Here is a 15,112-nt window from a genome sequence, read left to right on the forward strand (position 1 = left end):
GTTCTGGTTTTCCGGAGCGGCTGCGCTACGGCTTGGCGGCGTCGTGCCGCCGGGCGGCTGCCTTACTGTCGAGACGTGAGCCAGCTGTCGTTCTTCTCCGCCGAGTCGGTGCCGCCTGCGGTCGCCGACCTGACCGGAGTGCTCGCGGCGGCCGGCCCGGTGGTGACCGTCGGCGGCGGTGCCCGGCTGTCGGTGGTGGTCGAGGCGGTCTGGCGGGCGGCGGCGCTGGCCGACATGATGGTGGCCGCCGGCCTGCAGGCAGAGATCACCCGGACCGAGGAGGACACCCCGCTGGTCCGCACGAATGTCGACGTCAGGCTGCTCGGCATCGCTGCGGACTGGACCCGCGGCGCGGTCAAGACCGTCCCGCAGTCCTGGCTGCCCGGCCCTCGCGAACTGCGGGCCTGGACCCTGGCCGCCGGCGCCCCGGAGGCCGACCGGTACCTGCTCGGCCTTGACCCGCACGCCCCCGACACCCATTCGCCGCTCGCGTCGGCGTTGATGAGGATCGGTATCGCACCCACCCTGATCGGCACCCGCGGCGCCCGGCCGGCGTTGCGGATCAGCGGCCGCCGACGGCTGTCACGGCTGGTAGAGACGGTAGGGGAGCCCCCCGAGGGGGTCGAGGCGGAGCAGTCCTGGCCCAGGGTCTAGAACGTCGCGGTTTGCGTCCGCCGGTCCGGGGTGCGAAATTGTCAGTTGCCCGGGGGTATTCAGTGGGCATAGAAACCTCGGATGCCAAGGGGGCACCGGGGCAAGCAGGAAGTGGAGCGTAGGCGCAGTTGGCTGACGACGACCGCACCAGCGGTAACAGCAACAACGGCAACGTCCGGCGGCTCGTCATCGTCGAGTCGCCCACCAAAGCGCGCAAAATCGCCGGCTACCTGGGCCGCAATTACATCGTCGAATCCTCCCGCGGCCATATCCGGGACCTGCCCAAGGGCGCCGCCGACGTGCCTGCCAAGTACAAGTCGGAGAAGTGGGCGCGCACCGGGGTCGACGTCGACCACGACTTCGAACCGCTCTATGTGATCAGCCCCGACAAGAAGGTCGTCGTCTCCGAGCTCAAGAGCCTGCTCAAGGACGTCGACGAGCTCTACCTGGCCACCGACGGCGACCGTGAGGGCGAGGCCATCGCCTGGCACCTGCTGGAGACCCTCAAACCTCGCGTCCCGGTTCGACGGATGGTGTTCCACGAGATCACCGAACCGGCCATCCGGGAGGCCGCCGCCAATCCGCGCGACCTCGACACCGACCTGGTCGACGCCCAGGAGACCCGCCGCATCCTCGACCGGCTGTACGGCTACGAGGTCAGCCCGGTGCTGTGGAAGAAGGTCGGCCCCAAACTCTCGGCCGGGCGGGTCCAGTCCGTCGCGACCCGGATCATCGTCCAGCGCGAGCGCGAGCGGATGGCCTTCCGCAGCGCGTCCTACTGGGACATCCTCGCCGAGCTGGACGCCAGCGTCTCCGACCCGAACGCCACCCCGCCGCGGTTCAACGCCCGTCTGGTCGCCGTCGACGGCAAGCGGGTGGCCACCGGCCGCGACTTCGACTCCCTGGGTGCCCTGCGCAAGCCCGAGGAGGTGCTCGTCCTCGACGAGGCCGCGGCCGGAGCGCTGGCGACCGGACTGCACGGCTCGGCGCTGACCGTCGCCTCGGTGGAGGAAAAGCCCTACACCCGACGGCCCTACCCGCCGTTCATGACCTCCACGCTGCAGCAGGAGGCCGGCCGCAAGCTGCGATTCTCCTCGGAGCGCACGATGAGCGTGGCCCAGAAGCTCTACGAGAACGGCTACATCACCTACATGCGCACCGACTCGACGACCCTGTCGCAGTCGGCCATCAACGCCGCGCGCAACCAGGCCCGCCAGCTCTACGGCGACGAGTACGTCCACCCCACCCCCCGCCAGTACACCCGCAAGGTCAAGAACGCCCAGGAGGCCCATGAGGCCATCCGGCCCGCGGGAGACACCTTCGCCACCCCGGGTGCGCTGCACGCCGAACTGGACACCGACGGCTTCCGGCTCTACGAGCTGATCTGGCAGCGCACCGTCGCCTCGCAGATGGCCGACGCCCGCGGCACCACGCTGAGCCTGCGCATCACCGGAGACTCCGCCGACGGCCGGGAGGCGACGCTGGCCGCAAGCGGGCGAACCATCACCTTCCCGGGTTTCTTGAAGGCCTATGTGGAGACCGTGGACGAACTTGCCGGCGGCGAAGCCGACGATGCCGAGAGCCGGCTTCCCCAGCTGCGGCAGGGCCAGCGGGTCGACGCCGTGCGGCTGACCGCCGACGGCCACGCGACCAATCCGCCGGCCCGATACACCGAGGCTTCTCTGGTCAAGGCCCTGGAGGATTACGGAATCGGCCGTCCCTCAACGTATTCCTCGATCATCAAGACCATCCAGGACCGGGGTTACGTTCACAAGAAGGGCAGCGCGCTGGTTCCGTCCTGGGTGGCCTTCGCGGTGACCGGCCTGCTCGAGCAACACTTCGGCCGGCTGGTGGACTACGACTTCACCGCGGCCATGGAGGACGAACTCGACGAGATCGCCGCCGGCCACGAGCAGCGCACCAACTGGCTGAACAACTTCTACTTCGGCGGCGAGCACGGGGTTCCGCACTCGATCGCGCGCGCGGGTGGGCTCAAGAAGCTGGTGGGCGTGAATCTCGAGGGGATCGACGCCCGCGAGGTCAACTCCATCACGCTCTTCGACGACGCGCACGGCCGCCCGATCTATGTCCGGGTCGGCAAGAACGGGGCCTATCTCGAACGCATGATCGCCGGCGAGGACGGGGAGCCGGCACCGCAGCGCGCCAACCTCAGCGATGAGATCACCCCAGACGAGCTGACCCTTGAACTGGCCGAAACCCTCTTCGCCACACCGCAGGAAGGCCGGGTACTCGGGGTCGACCCGGAGACCGGCCACGAGATCATCGCCCGAGACGGCCGCTACGGGCCGTACGTCACCGAGGTCCTTCCCCCGCCCCCGGAGGACGACAGCGGAAGCACCGCCAAGAAGGGCAAGAAGCCCACTGGGCCCAAGCCGCGTACCGGTTCTCTGCTGAGCAGCATGGACCTGCAGACAGTGACACTCGAGGACGCGCTGAAGCTGCTGTCGCTGCCGCGGGTCGTCGGGGTCGACCCGGAGAACGGCGAGGAGATCACCGCGCAGAACGGCCGCTACGGCCCGTACCTCAAGCGCGGCAACGATTCCCGGTCGCTGGCTTCCGAGAACCAGATCTTTGAGATCACCCTGGAGGAGGCGTTGAAGGTCTACGCCGAGCCCAAGCGCCGCGGCCGTCAGGCCGCGGCCGCGCCGCCGCTGCGCGAACTGGGCAACGATCCCGCGTCGGGCAATCCGATGGTGATCAAGGACGGCCGGTTCGGCCCCTACGTCACCGACGGGGAGACCAACGCAAGCCTGCGCAAGGGCGACGACGTGCTGACCATCACCGACGAGAGGGCCGCCGAGCTGCTGGCCGACCGCCGTGCCCGCGGACCGGTCAAGCGCACCGCCAAGAAGACGGTCCGCAAGAAGGCGCCGGCCAAGAAGCGCTGACCGAACCGCCGGCTACGCGGGCTCGTCGGCCGCGGCTTGCTCGGTCGCCGCGGTGGTCAACGGACGGGCCAGTTGGGTCGGCGCGGTGCGCCCTCGCAGTTCCACGATCTCGCCGACGTCCCAGCACAGCGCCTCGGCGTCCAGCGCGCCGCTGACGGCGATCGCCGACGCCAGCACGCGGCCCTCCTCGCCCTTGGCCAATTCGGTGAGCCGGGCCGCTTCGTTGACCGGGTCGCCGATCACGGTGTACTCGAAGCGGGAGTGCGCTCCGATGTGACCGGCGATGGCCCTACCCGCTGAGACACCGATGCCGAACTCGGTCTGCTCGAGCACCGAGACAAGTTCGTCATGCAGCTGCCGCGAGGCGGCCAGTGCGGCCCCGGAGGCGTCGGGGTGCTCGATCGGTGCGCCGAAGATGCACAGTGCGGCGTCGCCCTGGAACTTGTTGACGAATCCGCCGTGTTCCTGGACCGTTTCGACGACGACGCGGAAGAAGTCATTGAGCAGGCCGACGACTTCGGCGGGCGGTCGGGTCGCGGCCAGTTCGGTGGAACCGACCAGGTCGATGAACAGCACCGCGACGTCGCGCTCCTGTCCGCCCAGTTCGGTGCCGCGCTCCAGAGCCCGGCGGGCGACGTCCTCGCCGACATAGCGGCCGAACAGATCGCGCATTCGCTGGCGCTCGCTGAGTTCCCGGACCATGTCGTTGAATCCGGCCTGCAGCAGGCCGAGTTCGGTGGCGTCGTAGATCTGCATGTGCGCGTTGTAGTTTCCGCGCTGGACCTCCGCCAGCGCCCACCGAAGCTGGCGCAGCGGATCGGAGATCGCCATCGCCGACAGCACGTTGCCCGCCAGGCCGATCACGAGGGCGGCGACGGCCATCAGCAGGATCGGGATGAACATGGTGTCGGCCGAGGCCTCCAGGATCGAGAACTTTGCCGCCATGATCGACAGCACGATCATCAGCAGGGGCACCCCGGTGGACAGCACCCAGGCCAGCACCAGTCGCAGCACCACCCCGGGCCGGCGGAAGTTCTCCGGCACACCCTCGCGCAGGGCGGCCACCGCAACCGGGCGCAGCACCCGTTCGGACTGCAGATAGCCGATGATCGCCGTGGCGGTGGCGCCCAGCAGCACCGCCATCGCCAGTTCGGGGGCGGCGTGCCGGGCCACCGGCCAGCTGGCCGAGATGAAGACCACCGCGCCGAGCAGCCAGAGGGTGAGGCTTATCAGTGAGCGGTAGGCCGGCATGCGCAGTGCTCGCAGCCGGGCCTGCTCGGTGGGAGCCGAGTCCTCCTCGGTCAGCAGCGAATCCCTGCGCTGCCAACGGAAAACCGGGACGAGCAGGCTGAAGCTGAACGCCGTCCCGACCAGGAACGCCGCGAAGACGTAGCCGAGGAACAGCGCGAGGTTGGTGGTCGGCAGATCCTGCAGCTTCACCCGGTCCGCCGGTGGCAGTCCGAAGCGCAGGAAGCTCATCACCAGGAGGGCGCCGATGATGTCGGCCTGCAGAAGCCCCAGAGAGAACAGCAGCCACGGTGTCCGGGAGACCCAGCGGACGAATTCGCTGATCCGGCGGCGTCTGCCCGGCGGGGTGCTCACCGCACCACCGTAGCGGTCGCACACAGTCCCAACAGCCCCGATGCGCGCGGCGGGCGACTGCCCGCGGCTGGACTACTGTGACAGTCGATGTCCGGGGTGTTCGCAAGGCTGGTCGGCCAGAGTGCGGTCGAGTCGGAGCTGGTTGCCGCGGCCGCCGCGGCCCGCGGTCAGGCCGCTCACGACGGCGCCGCAACCGGCTCCATGACGCACGCCTGGCTGATCACCGGGCCCCCCGGGTCGGGCCGATCGGTGGCCGCGCTCTGCTTCGCCGCCGCGCTGCAGTGCTCGGACGACGGGACCCCCGGGTGCGGGAGGTGCCGGGCATGCACCACGACCATGGCAGGGACTCACGCCGATGTCCGCCGGATCGTTCCGGAGGGCCTGTCGATCGGCGTCGATGAGATGCGGGCGATCGTCGCCGCCGCGTCGCGGCGGCCGTCCACCGGGCGTTGGCAGATCGTCGTAATCGAGGACGCCGACCGTCTCACCGAGGGTGCCGGCAACGCTCTGTTGAAGGTGGTGGAGGAGCCGCCGCCGTCGACGGTGTTCCTGCTGTGTGCGCCGTCGGTGGATCCCGAGGACATCTCCGTCACGCTGCGTTCCCGTTGCCGCCACGTTGCCCTGGTGACCCCGTCGGCGGAGGCCATCGCCCGGGTGCTGACCGACAGCGACGGGCTGACAGAAGACCGGGCCCGCTGGGCCGCGGCGGTCAGCGGCGGCCACGTGGGCCGGGCCCGCCGGCTCGCCACCGATCCTGAGGCCCGAGACCGCCGTGCCCGGGCTCTGGGGCTGGCCCGGGACGCCGCGACCCCGGCCCGGGCGTATGCCGCCGTCGAGGAGTTGGTGGCCGCGGCCGAGGCGGAGGCTGTCGCACTGACCGCCGAACGAAACGAGACCGAAACCGAGGACCTGCAGATAGCACTGGGCGCCGGGGGCACCGGCCGGGGCACCGCCGGAGCGATGCGCGGTGCGGCCGGTGCGCTCAAGGAGCTCGAGAAGCGACAGAAGTCGCGCCGGACCCGCGCGTCGCGCGACGCCCTGGACCGGTCGCTGATCGACCTCGCGGCCTATTTCAGGGACGCGCTCATGGTGGCCGGCGGTGCGGCCGATGTCGCACCCAACCACCCCGATATGGCGGAGAAGGTCGTCGCGCTGGCTGCCCATGCGCCCGCGGACCGGTTGCTGCGTTGCATCGAGGCGGTGCTGGCCTGCCGCGAGGCGCTGGCCGCCAACGTCAAGCCCAAATTCGCCGTCGACGCGATGGTCGCCACCGTGGGCGAGGCCCTGCGCCCCGGAAGGTAGACTCTGGCCTCGGCTTCAGATACGGCCTCTCAAACAAGGGGCTGAAAGCCATGCCGCCTTAGCTCAGTCGGTAGAGCGATTCACTCGTAATGAATAGGTCGGGGGTTCGATTCCCCCAGGCGGCTCCATCTAACAGGGGGATCCGGATATCCCGGCGCTCGCCCCAACCGGCGACTTGTTCAAGTTGAAGCGGCATGGCAGTGAGGGACAGGGCAGGCCCGGATGGGGCGACGTGTCCGACGCGTCCGTCGGGTTCAGGCCTGGGCGCTCAGCGGCAGCGGCGCGACTTGGCGTGATTGCGGCCCGAAGTGCTTGTCGAGAACGAGGTTGCGGGACCGCTGTCCCCAGCGTTGCACCCACTCACGGCCTCTGGGTGTGCGAGTCAGGAGCTGATAGCGGATCAGGTTCCCGGCGATGACGGGGTAGGCGGCTACGGCCGGGGTGCGTGGCAGTTCGAGTTCCCGCATGCCGTCGTCGCCGAGGAAGAATCGCAGCATGCTCAGCCGCCGGAAGTGGGCGTAGGCGCTGCGCAGCCGCTGAAGCTTGGGGAAGTGTTGGTTGCGTTCGGCGTCAACGATGGCGTTGGCCAGCTTCGGGCCGGCGCTGGTCAGCGGTCCCTGGCTGAGCAGGAAATGGTATTCCAACCGGTTCTGTTCGGCTTCGCTGTCGCGCAGGAAGTCATCGCCGACTCCCATCAACCAGCCCACGTATTTCCACAGGTGCATCATGGCCCGGGATTCATCGGCGGTGACCCGCACGCGCAGCTGCCGCAGACCACTGAGCATCACCGAGCTGAACAACCCGAGGGTGAATCCTTGGTCGGCTTGATTGACCGGCAAGCCCCACTGGGCGGTGTCCCATCGACCGTTGGTTTCGTAGGAGTGGTTCACCAGGGCGTGCATCAGGCGCACATGGACGGTCAGCTTGAAACCGTCTGAGTGGCGGCGCATGCCGTCGTGCTCGCTGACCGCGGTGGACCAGTGCACCGTCTCGCCCATCCGCTTCAGTGCCCCCGATCCCGCGAGCATCCCGGTCAGGACAAGCAAGTCGGGCGGACCTCCGAACCGGTATCCACCGATCAGGCACAGGTCGGCCATGACGTCTCTGACGTTGCGGCCGTAGCTGCGGTAGGCCCTCGCTCCGTCGTTGATCAAGTCGAAGTCGACCCAGTCCGGGGTCTCTTCCACGATGGCGAAGAACGTGCGCAGCGCCTCGGGGCAGTCCGGCACCGAGTCCACGCCTGCTTGCAGGGCGGTGTCGAACTGGCGCATGGTGACCCGGGCGGGGTCCCCGGAGTGGCGGCGAAATGCGGCAACCAGAGCCGCGGCAGGCTCGTCACGTTCCGTCAACGCCCGCCCGATCCGATCGAGCACCCGGGGATCCGGAGAAGCGATGCCGGTCAACCGCTGCAGCGGCTGGCCGATTCGGCGGTTACGGGCCTCTCCGGCCATGAACCTGCCGGGGTACTGGTCGGGCGTTCCCATTGCCGTCTTATACCAGAAGCCGGCACCTGTCCAAGGGTGGTTCGCGGTGGCCCGGCTTTGTCAGAGCCCCTGACCTTGATCGGTCTGACCCTCCCTGTCCTGGCCGATAAAGAAATGGTCGTACGGTGAATACTCAGGTTTCAGTCAGGGAGCTGCTCTCTGTCCGTGGACGGTGAATCAGGGGTCCTGGACTAGTCACCGGCTCACCCGCCGGTGCCGAACCACTTCTGCTTGAGCCGGTCGAATTCGCCGTCCTCCTGAATCGCCAGCAGCGCGTCGTCGAACTGCCGGCGCAGTTCGCTGCCGATCGGGAACACCACCCCGTAGTCCTCGTCCTTGAAGACCGGGCCCGCCACATCGGCGACCCCGGCCCCGCGGTGGGTGACGTAGTACTGCAGCACCGGGGCGTCGTAGACCACCGCATCGAAGGCACCCTTCTCCAGACCGGCGAAGCAGTCGTCGATCCTGGCGGCGCCGGTGTACTGCACCCCGAGTTTGGCCAGCGCCGGTGCGGAGGTGGTGTTGGCCACCGTGCACACCGCTTTGCCGACCAGGTCCGAGGGCGCCTTGATCTGCGAAGTGATCCGGGCCACCGTGAAATTGGTGGTCAGGATCGCGGTGTAGTAGGCGACGAAGATGATGCTGATGAAGGTCCACAGCACCGTCACCATCCGGATCGGCCACTGCCGCGGCGGGTCGAACGGCGCGGCGGCCAGCATTCCCAGACCCCACCCGAAGGCCTGGAAGATGCCCGGGAAGTAGGAGTTGGAGACCATCGACTCCCGGTCGCCGCGTTCCATCAGCCAGATGATGTGTGCCGGAAGGATTGTCAGGACCAGCGCCGCCCACAACCAGACCACCATGGTCTTGGAGAAGACCAGCCTGAGGAAATCGACCAGGCCCGGGTGGGCGTGTTCGGTGTTGGACATCGGGGCGATGATCTGCAGGCCCGCGTTGAGCATCGGCTGGGAGAAGTCGAACTGCCTGGCCCGGTCGTTGGTGATCGACACCGCGCTCGCGCCCATGTCGGCCCGACCGTCGGCGACCGCCTTCAGAATCCCCCCGACGTTGCTCTCCTGGACGTAGGTGTAGGTCCATCCGGTGTGCTTGGCGATCTCGTCAAGGAGATCAATGGTGAAACCGGACCTGACCTCGCCGTCGGTCATCACGAAGGGCGTCAGCTCCCTGGTCGCCACCGTCACCCCGCGCGGGGCGGCGTCGGCACGCGGCACCAGACCGGGCAACCCTCCGATGGTCGCGACGAAAACAGCGACGACCATCAGCGAGCGCAGCCGGATGCCGATCATCGGGTCTTGCCGAACCACTTCTGCTTGAGCAGGTCGTAGGCGCCGTCCTCCTGCATGGACAGCAGTGCCTCGTCGGCCTCCTCCTTGAGCCTGCTCCCGATCGGGAAGACGATCCCGTAGTCCTCGTCCTTGAACACCGGTCCGGCCATCGCGGCGATCCCCGCGCCGTCGTGGTTGACGTAGTACTCCAGCACCGGCGCGTCGTAGACGACGGCCTCGAAGCTGCCGTCCTTCAGCCCGGCGTAGCAGTCCTCGATCTTGGGCAGGCTGGTGAAAGCGACCCCGAGTCGGGTCAGCGCCGGCGGTGAGGTGGTGTTGGCCACCGTGCACACCTTTTTGCCGATCAGATCCGCGGGCGAACCGATCTGGGACTGGATCTTGGCCACGGTGAGGTTACTGGTCAGGATGGCGGTGTAGTAGGCCACGAAGATGATGCTGACGAAGGTCCACAGCACCGTCACCATCCGGATCGGCCACCGCTGCGGCGGGTCGAACGGCGCGGCGGCCAGCATGCCCAGACCCCAGCCGAAGGCCTGGAAGATGCCCGGGAAGTAGGGCGTCGACACCATCGAGCCCGGGTCGCCGCGCTCCATCAGCCAGATGATGTGCGCCGGCAGGACGGTCAGGGCCAGGGCCGCGAGCAGCCAGACCAGCATGGTGTGGGAGAACAGCAGCTTGATGAAGTCCCGAAGCCCCGGCTGGACGCGCTCGGTGCTGGCCGCCGGAACGACGATCTGCAGTCCGGCGGCAATGATCGGCTGGGTGAAGTCGAAGATCTTCTCCCGCTCGGCGGTGATCGAGATGTTGCAGGCGGCCAGGTCGGCACGGCCCTCGCGCACGGCGGCGAGCAGACCCGCGACGTTGCCGCCGTCGAGATAGGTGTAGCGCCAGCCGGTCCGCTTGGCGATCTCGTCGAGCAGGTCGATGGTGAAGCCGTATTTGACGGTGCCCTCGGTGATGACGAAGGGCTCGAGATTGTAGGTCGCCACCGTGACCGCGCGCGATTCGGCGCCGGCCCGCGGGACCAGTCCGGGCAGGCCTGCTATCGCCGCCACCAGCAACACCGCGACGGCGACGGCGCGCAGGCGTGACAGCACGGTTTCCGGGCCTCTCCGTCCGGATGGCTACCGGACCGCAGCCAGGATAGAACGGCGATGCCCGGTTCGGTGCGCCGCCCTTGTACGGTGAAATGTCAGACCATCCTGAAACAATGGCGCCATGCCCGATACCTACCCGTCCCAGCCTCTGCCGGACAGTGTCGACCTCAGTGTCGACCTCGCTCAGTTGGAGGATCCGCTGGCCGCCGTCACCGCCGCCGATCTGACGAGTCGCTTCGTGCGGCTGGTCATGTGCTCGACCGAGCCGCTGGTGACCAAGCTGGCCGGCCAGGAGGTGATGCTGCGACTGCCCGGGGGGATCGACCTGTCCAAGCGGGTGTTCGCGCAGCACCTGTACCGCAGGATCGACGCCGACGTGTTCGGCATGCTGCGCGCCTGCGTTCCGCTGACCCACGCCGCGGATGCTCTCTGGCTAATCGAGTGCCTGCTGCGTGAGCAGTTCGCCGACGTGGTCGGAACGGCCGCGAGCTATCTGCTCAGTGACGACCGCGACACCGCCATCCAGATGGCCACCGTCGCGACGACGATGGCTGCCCGTGAGGTGCGCAGCGGGGTCGCCGACATCATCATCCGGACCCGCGAGTCCGACGTGGCGGATTAGCCGCCGGGGCGGACACCGGCGGGGGCGAGGTGACCCACCGGACCCGATGCCAGGCACACCGACAGGGCTGCCGTCGCGGCCCGCACCGTGATCGCATCGCCGGCGCCGGAAAGCCGGACGTAGACCCGGTTGAGTCCGGGCTTGACCGCCACCCTGTTCTCCGGGCCGACCGGCAGCGAGAAGACCAGGCTCCCCTCGGTGTTCGCCAGGTAGTTGATCTCCGCGGTCCACTCGGCGGGCAGTAGCGGGCCGTCCAGCGGCATCCGCACCGTGGTGTCCGGCTGAATCAGATAACCGCACCGGGGCTGCGGCCCGGCCGGGATCCGGCGCACCCACGTCACTTGGGCGTCGACCACCCGGCCGCCGGAGTCCAGCATCCGCAACCTGGCGGTGGAGCCGGCGAACTCCGGCCGGTCGGCGATCAGCGCGAACAGATGGCTGGCCAGGTTCTGCGGGCCGACAACACGCTGCAGGATCAGCGGATCGACCTCCTGATCCAGCATCGGCGCCGGTGAGGCCGCCCTGGCCGCCGACAGGCCCCGGATCGCGTTGGTCAGATAGGACTTCGTCGGGTTGTCCCGCCAGCTGGTCAGGAACGTCGCCGTTGAGAACAGGCTGCTCGCGAGGAACCCGAGTCCGAGAGCCATCAGCACCGAGCGCCGCCGTGCCGACGCGTCGAGCCACGAGGCGGCAGGGCGGTTGGGAGCGTTCAACCCCACCGCCGCGAGCAAGGCCAACATCACCACCAGATCCGGCAGGTACCGCAACGTCTGGGCGAGTTCCAGCGCGGTGAAGGCCGACGAGCGCATCAGATAGATCGGCACCTGACATGCGACCGCGTACCCGGCCGCTGCCAGCCACACGGCACCGATCCGGCGCTTGCGCACCATCGAGACCGCCACCGCCGCAGCCAGCGCCGCCCAGCCCAGCACCATCACCGCCACCGGGGGAACCGCCCACGGAGATGCCGGCGCCCAGCGCTGCCACTGCCAGGGACCTCCGACCAGGCCGGGCACGATTCCGTGAGTGACAGAGCGGCACAACAGGTCCCACGTCATCGTGATATCCGAACTCCACCGCTTCTGGTTCACCACCACCAGATAGAGCGCGACCCAGCCCGCGGTGATCGCCAGGGTGGCCAGCCACAGCGGCCGGCCGCGGCGCCACACCTCGGCCACCGGATTGCTCTCGCCACGGACATAGGCGAGCAGCGCCGCGACGGTGAACGCGGCGAAGGGGATCACCGCGGACTTCTCGAAGAAGAGCAACCCGGCCACGAACACCAGCACGCCGGTGACGGCGTAACGCCGGGAACCGGTGCGCACCAGAAGAACCGCGTCGGCACACACCCAGGCCAGCGCCGCCACCATGGGCAGATAGTTCAGCGCGGCCGCCCACCACGCGAAGGCAGGCACCCCCAGCGGGGTGAACAGCGCAAAACACAACGGCGCCAACAGGACCGGCCGCCAGCCGAGGATCGCCCACAGTGCCCGCAGCAGTGCCAGTGAGGCGAGCAACTGCATGACCACCAGGCTCAGCGCCGGCCAGGCCCACACCAGCGGCGCCAGCCGGGTGATGACGCCGCCCACCAGGAAGGCGGCCGGCATCACGTGCCCGTCGTGATCGGTGAACAGATACGACGGGGACAGCAGCGGCTGGGTGCCGGCCCGCCCGACCAGGATCAGGTCATCCCAGTAGAAGTAGCCGCCGAAGGCCAGCACGGCACGCACCGCCAGCTGCAGTCCGATCAGCGCCGCCGCCGCCACGGCGACCGGGTGGGCACGCAGAACCGGCCGAACGGACATCGACATGAGCTCTGCGGAGGTCAGCCCTGTTCGGGCGCCCGGGCGTTCTGCAACGCCACCGCCCGCACCAGCTGGGCGTAGCGCAGTTCCAGTTCCTTGAACCGCAGATAGGTGCTCATGGTGGTGAACACGAAGGCGATCACCATCGCGTAGAACAGCAGATCGGTGCCGCGGTCCACTCCCAGCCAGTTGGCCAGGACGGTGGTGTCGTCGGGCCGCAGGATCGCGTAGACCGCGGCGATCACGAACAGCACGTAGCCGACCTTGACCCAAGCCTTCGCCTTGGCGTCGGTGCGTGCCTTGAGCAGATACACCAGAAGGGCGATCACCGCCGTGATCAGCAGCACCTGGATCCAGTTCACCTGCGCATCCTTCCTCGCAGGAACCCGTCGAAGACGATGTTCACCCCGTTGAGCAGCGGCTGGCCCTTGGACAGCGAGTATTCGGTGTAGAGAATCTCGACCGGTTCTTCGGCCACCCGCCAATGGTTCTCGTCGATCAGCTTGACGAACTCGCCGGCATGGCTCATGCCGCTCATGGTCAGGCTGAGGTTGTCGGCGACGGTCCGGTTGAACACCCGCAGCCCGTTGTGGGCGTCGGTGAGCCGCAGCCGTCTGCTGCTCGGGCTGAGCAGCGCCGCCGTCCGCAGGATGAGCCGCTTGGCCGGCGGGGTGTGGCTGAGGGTCGGCCCGGCGAAACGGGTGCCGATCACGACGTCGACATCCCCGCGGGAGAGCCTTCCCAGCATCGCCACCAGGTCCTTGATCCGATGCTGCCCGTCGGCGTCGAAGGTTGCGAAGACCTGCGCGCCGGATTGGCGACGGGCGTACTCGACGCCGGTCTGGATGGCCGCACCCTGTCCCAGGTTCACCGGATGGGACACCACGTGTGCGCCGGCGCGCAGGGCGACGTCGGCGGTGCCGTCCCGGCTGCCGTCGTCGACGCACACCACATGGGTGAACTCCGACCGCAGGTCCGCAACGACATCGCCGACCGCCTGCGCCTCGTTGAATGCTGGAACGATGATCCAGACCCCGGATGTTTCGATGCCCTCAAAGTACACGCTGACCGGGGCCGATCCGGTGTGCCTCAAGCGGTGCGCGCCAGAGCGGCGAGGTGCACCGCGATGCCGACCAGTGGCCCGCACAGCAGTGCCACCACGGTTCGCCGTTCCAGGTCGAGCGGCAGGGTGAGCAGCAACGTGGCGGCCATCGTCGCCCCGACCCATCCGATCGCGTAGGCCCGGTGCAGGGCCGCGGCGACCGCGGCGGCTCCGGTCAGCGTCAGCGCCGCGATGGACACCGCCGCGGCGGTCAGCCAGGCCAGCAGCGCACCGCTGGTCTGATACTCCGGTCCGAACGCGGTGCGCAGGATCGCGGGTCCGAGCAGGAAGGCGGCCACCACCCCGACCGCCCCGGCCGCCCCGACGATGGTGGCCGGCGCCAGCAGGGCCCGCAGCCGGGTGCTGCGGTGGTCGACGAAGTAGGCGATGAGATTGCCCTGCATGGCCGTCATCGGGACCAGAAGCGGCGCCCTGGTCAGCGTGACGGCAAGAATCACCACACCGCCCGCCGCGCCCAGCACGCCGGAGGTGGCCTTGAGCAGAACGGGGAAGCCCATGATCAGGACCGCGCTCGCCCCCGCGGCGGCAATCGAGTGCGCGGCGCCGCGGAGGAATCCCGAAACGCTTCCGGCGGTGGGCATCCGGGCGGCTGCCCGTGCCGCCGGTGCCGCCGCCAGCACCAGCAGCCAGGCCAGCGAGCCGGCGATGGTCGCCCACAGGAACCCGTCCAGACCCCAGCCGAAGCCGAACGCCGCCAGGGCCACCAGCACCCGGGTGAGGGCGTCGGTCACCATCAGTGAGCCGTACAGCGACCACCGTCCGGCGCCGGCGAGAATCCCCAGCAGCGTGGCGTGCATGCAGAAACCGGCCAGCCCGATCGAGAGCAGCGCCACCGAAAGCGGCCGGGACTCGGCGAAAACGTGCGGCGCCCACAGCGGCGAGCTTCCGGCGACGGCGGCGGCCGCCACGGCGCCGACCCCGGCGGCCACCCTGATCGGCCGGGTGTGCGGGCCTTCCGGGGCGTCGCGGTTGGAGGCCGTTGAGCGAACCTCCCTGGTGGCCTCCTGCAGCAACCCGTTGGCCGCGCCGGCCACCACGCCGAAGGCGCCCCAGAACACCCCGAACACCGAGAAGCCCGCCGGTTCCAGCCGGCGGGCCGCCAGGTACATCACGCCGTAACCGCCGACGGCGGCAACCGCGGTGGGGTCGGCGACTCGGGGCACGCTGCCCCGCTGCACCGGCCCCGCTCCTGCCGTCACCGCGGCGG

General features: G+C 69.0%; 12 protein-coding genes and 1 tRNA gene. 5 read left to right on the forward strand and 8 right to left on the reverse strand.

The genetic code is table 11. The features are described from left to right. Nucleotides 1–75 precede the first annotated feature (75 nt). Nucleotides 76–654 (forward strand): hypothetical protein, encoded by a 579-nt coding sequence (locus ACKOQ4_RS08950; RefSeq protein WP_526290944.1) that lies wholly within the window; start codon nt 76–78, stop codon nt 652–654. A gap of 128 nt (nt 655–782) precedes the next feature. After that, on the forward strand, nt 783–3,563 hold the full coding sequence (gene topA, locus ACKOQ4_RS08955) for a type I DNA topoisomerase (RefSeq protein WP_526290946.1): 2,781 nt from the start codon (nt 783–785) through the stop codon (nt 3,561–3,563). A 12-nt stretch (nt 3,564–3,575) separates the two neighbouring features. Here topA and ACKOQ4_RS08960 read toward each other — a convergent pair whose 3' ends face one another. Next, a complete protein-coding gene (locus ACKOQ4_RS08960; RefSeq protein WP_526290948.1) occupies nt 3,576–5,189 on the reverse strand; it encodes an adenylate/guanylate cyclase domain-containing protein in 1,614 nt (537 codons plus the stop codon). 63 nt (nt 5,190–5,252) lie between these two features. Between ACKOQ4_RS08960 and ACKOQ4_RS08965 the strand changes: the two genes are divergently transcribed. Beyond that, nucleotides 5,253–6,467 carry a DNA polymerase III subunit delta' gene (locus ACKOQ4_RS08965; protein ID WP_526290950.1) on the forward strand — a complete coding sequence of 405 codons (1,215 nt, stop codon included), beginning with the start codon at nt 5,253–5,255 and terminating at the stop codon, nt 6,465–6,467. Nucleotides 6,468–6,519: 52 nt separating this feature from the next. After that, a tRNA-Thr gene (locus ACKOQ4_RS08970) sits at nt 6,520–6,595 on the forward strand. A 126-nt stretch (nt 6,596–6,721) separates the two neighbouring features. Here ACKOQ4_RS08970 and ACKOQ4_RS08975 read toward each other — a convergent pair. From ACKOQ4_RS08975 to ACKOQ4_RS08985, 3 genes are all read right to left on the reverse strand, one after another. Further along, nucleotides 6,722–7,951 carry an oxygenase MpaB family protein gene (locus tag ACKOQ4_RS08975; protein WP_526290952.1) on the reverse strand — a complete coding sequence of 410 codons (1,230 nt, stop codon included), beginning with the start codon at nt 7,949–7,951 and terminating at the stop codon, nt 6,722–6,724. 203 nt (nt 7,952–8,154) lie between these two features. Then, nucleotides 8,155–9,258, reverse strand: coding sequence for a transporter substrate-binding domain-containing protein (locus tag ACKOQ4_RS08980; protein ID WP_526290954.1), 1,104 nt, complete (start codon nt 9,256–9,258; stop codon nt 8,155–8,157). Continuing rightward, on the reverse strand, nt 9,255–10,355 hold the full coding sequence (locus ACKOQ4_RS08985; RefSeq protein ID WP_526290956.1) for a transporter substrate-binding domain-containing protein: 1,101 nt from the start codon (nt 10,353–10,355) through the stop codon (nt 9,255–9,257). The genes ACKOQ4_RS08980 and ACKOQ4_RS08985 overlap by 4 nt, the downstream gene beginning before the upstream one ends. 121 nt (nt 10,356–10,476) lie before the next feature. On the opposite strand from ACKOQ4_RS08985, the gene ACKOQ4_RS08990 reads away from it, so the two are divergent. Next, nucleotides 10,477–10,977 carry a hypothetical protein gene (locus ACKOQ4_RS08990; protein ID WP_526290958.1) on the forward strand — a complete coding sequence of 167 codons (501 nt, stop codon included), beginning with the start codon at nt 10,477–10,479 and terminating at the stop codon, nt 10,975–10,977. On the opposite strand, the gene ACKOQ4_RS08995 is transcribed toward ACKOQ4_RS08990, so the two are convergent. The 4 genes from ACKOQ4_RS08995 to ACKOQ4_RS09010 are packed head-to-tail and all read right to left on the reverse strand — an operon-like array spanning nt 10,974 to nt 15,104. Further along, complete coding sequence (locus ACKOQ4_RS08995) at nt 10,974–12,782, reverse strand: hypothetical protein (RefSeq protein ID WP_526290960.1); 1,809 nt, start codon at nt 12,780–12,782, stop codon at nt 10,974–10,976. The two genes, ACKOQ4_RS08990 and ACKOQ4_RS08995, sit on opposite strands and share 4 nt — an antisense overlap. A gap of 20 nt (nt 12,783–12,802) precedes the next feature. Continuing rightward, the gene (locus ACKOQ4_RS09000; protein WP_526290962.1) at nt 12,803–13,144 is read right to left on the reverse strand and encodes a DUF2304 domain-containing protein; all 342 of its coding nucleotides are present in this window, start codon (nt 13,142–13,144) and stop codon (nt 12,803–12,805) included. Beyond that, the gene (gene ppgS, locus ACKOQ4_RS09005; protein ID WP_526290964.1) at nt 13,141–13,875 is read right to left on the reverse strand and encodes a polyprenyl-phospho-N-acetylgalactosaminyl synthase PpgS; all 735 of its coding nucleotides are present in this window, start codon (nt 13,873–13,875) and stop codon (nt 13,141–13,143) included. The genes ACKOQ4_RS09000 and ppgS overlap by 4 nt, the downstream gene beginning before the upstream one ends. Beyond that, nucleotides 13,872–15,104 (reverse strand): hypothetical protein, encoded by a 1,233-nt coding sequence (locus ACKOQ4_RS09010; RefSeq protein ID WP_526290970.1) that lies wholly within the window; start codon nt 15,102–15,104, stop codon nt 13,872–13,874. Before ACKOQ4_RS09010 ends, ppgS begins: the two co-directional genes overlap by 4 nt. Nucleotides 15,105–15,112: the final 8 nt, after the last annotated feature.

Origin of the sequence: Mycobacterium sp., from assembly GCF_046095365.1 — a bacterium.
GTDB lineage: Bacteria > Actinomycetota > Actinomycetes > Mycobacteriales > Mycobacteriaceae > Mycobacterium.

What these genes read in the sequence shown, in the direction of transcription:
- ACKOQ4_RS08965 (WP_526290950.1), top strand. Translation starts at nt 5,253, where the DNA reads ATGTCCGGGGTGTTCGCAAGGCTGGTCGGCCAGAGTGCGGTCGAGTCG.
- ACKOQ4_RS08975 (WP_526290952.1), bottom strand. Translation starts at nt 7,951, where the DNA reads ATGGGAACGCCCGACCAGTACCCCGGCAGGTTCATGGCCGGAGAGGCC.
- ACKOQ4_RS08980 (WP_526290954.1), bottom strand. Translation starts at nt 9,258, where the DNA reads ATGATCGGCATCCGGCTGCGCTCGCTGATGGTCGTCGCTGTTTTCGTC.
- ACKOQ4_RS08990 (WP_526290958.1), top strand. Translation starts at nt 10,477, where the DNA reads ATGCCCGATACCTACCCGTCCCAGCCTCTGCCGGACAGTGTCGACCTC.
- ACKOQ4_RS08995 (WP_526290960.1), bottom strand. Translation starts at nt 12,782, where the DNA reads ATGTCCGTTCGGCCGGTTCTGCGTGCCCACCCGGTCGCCGTGGCGGCG.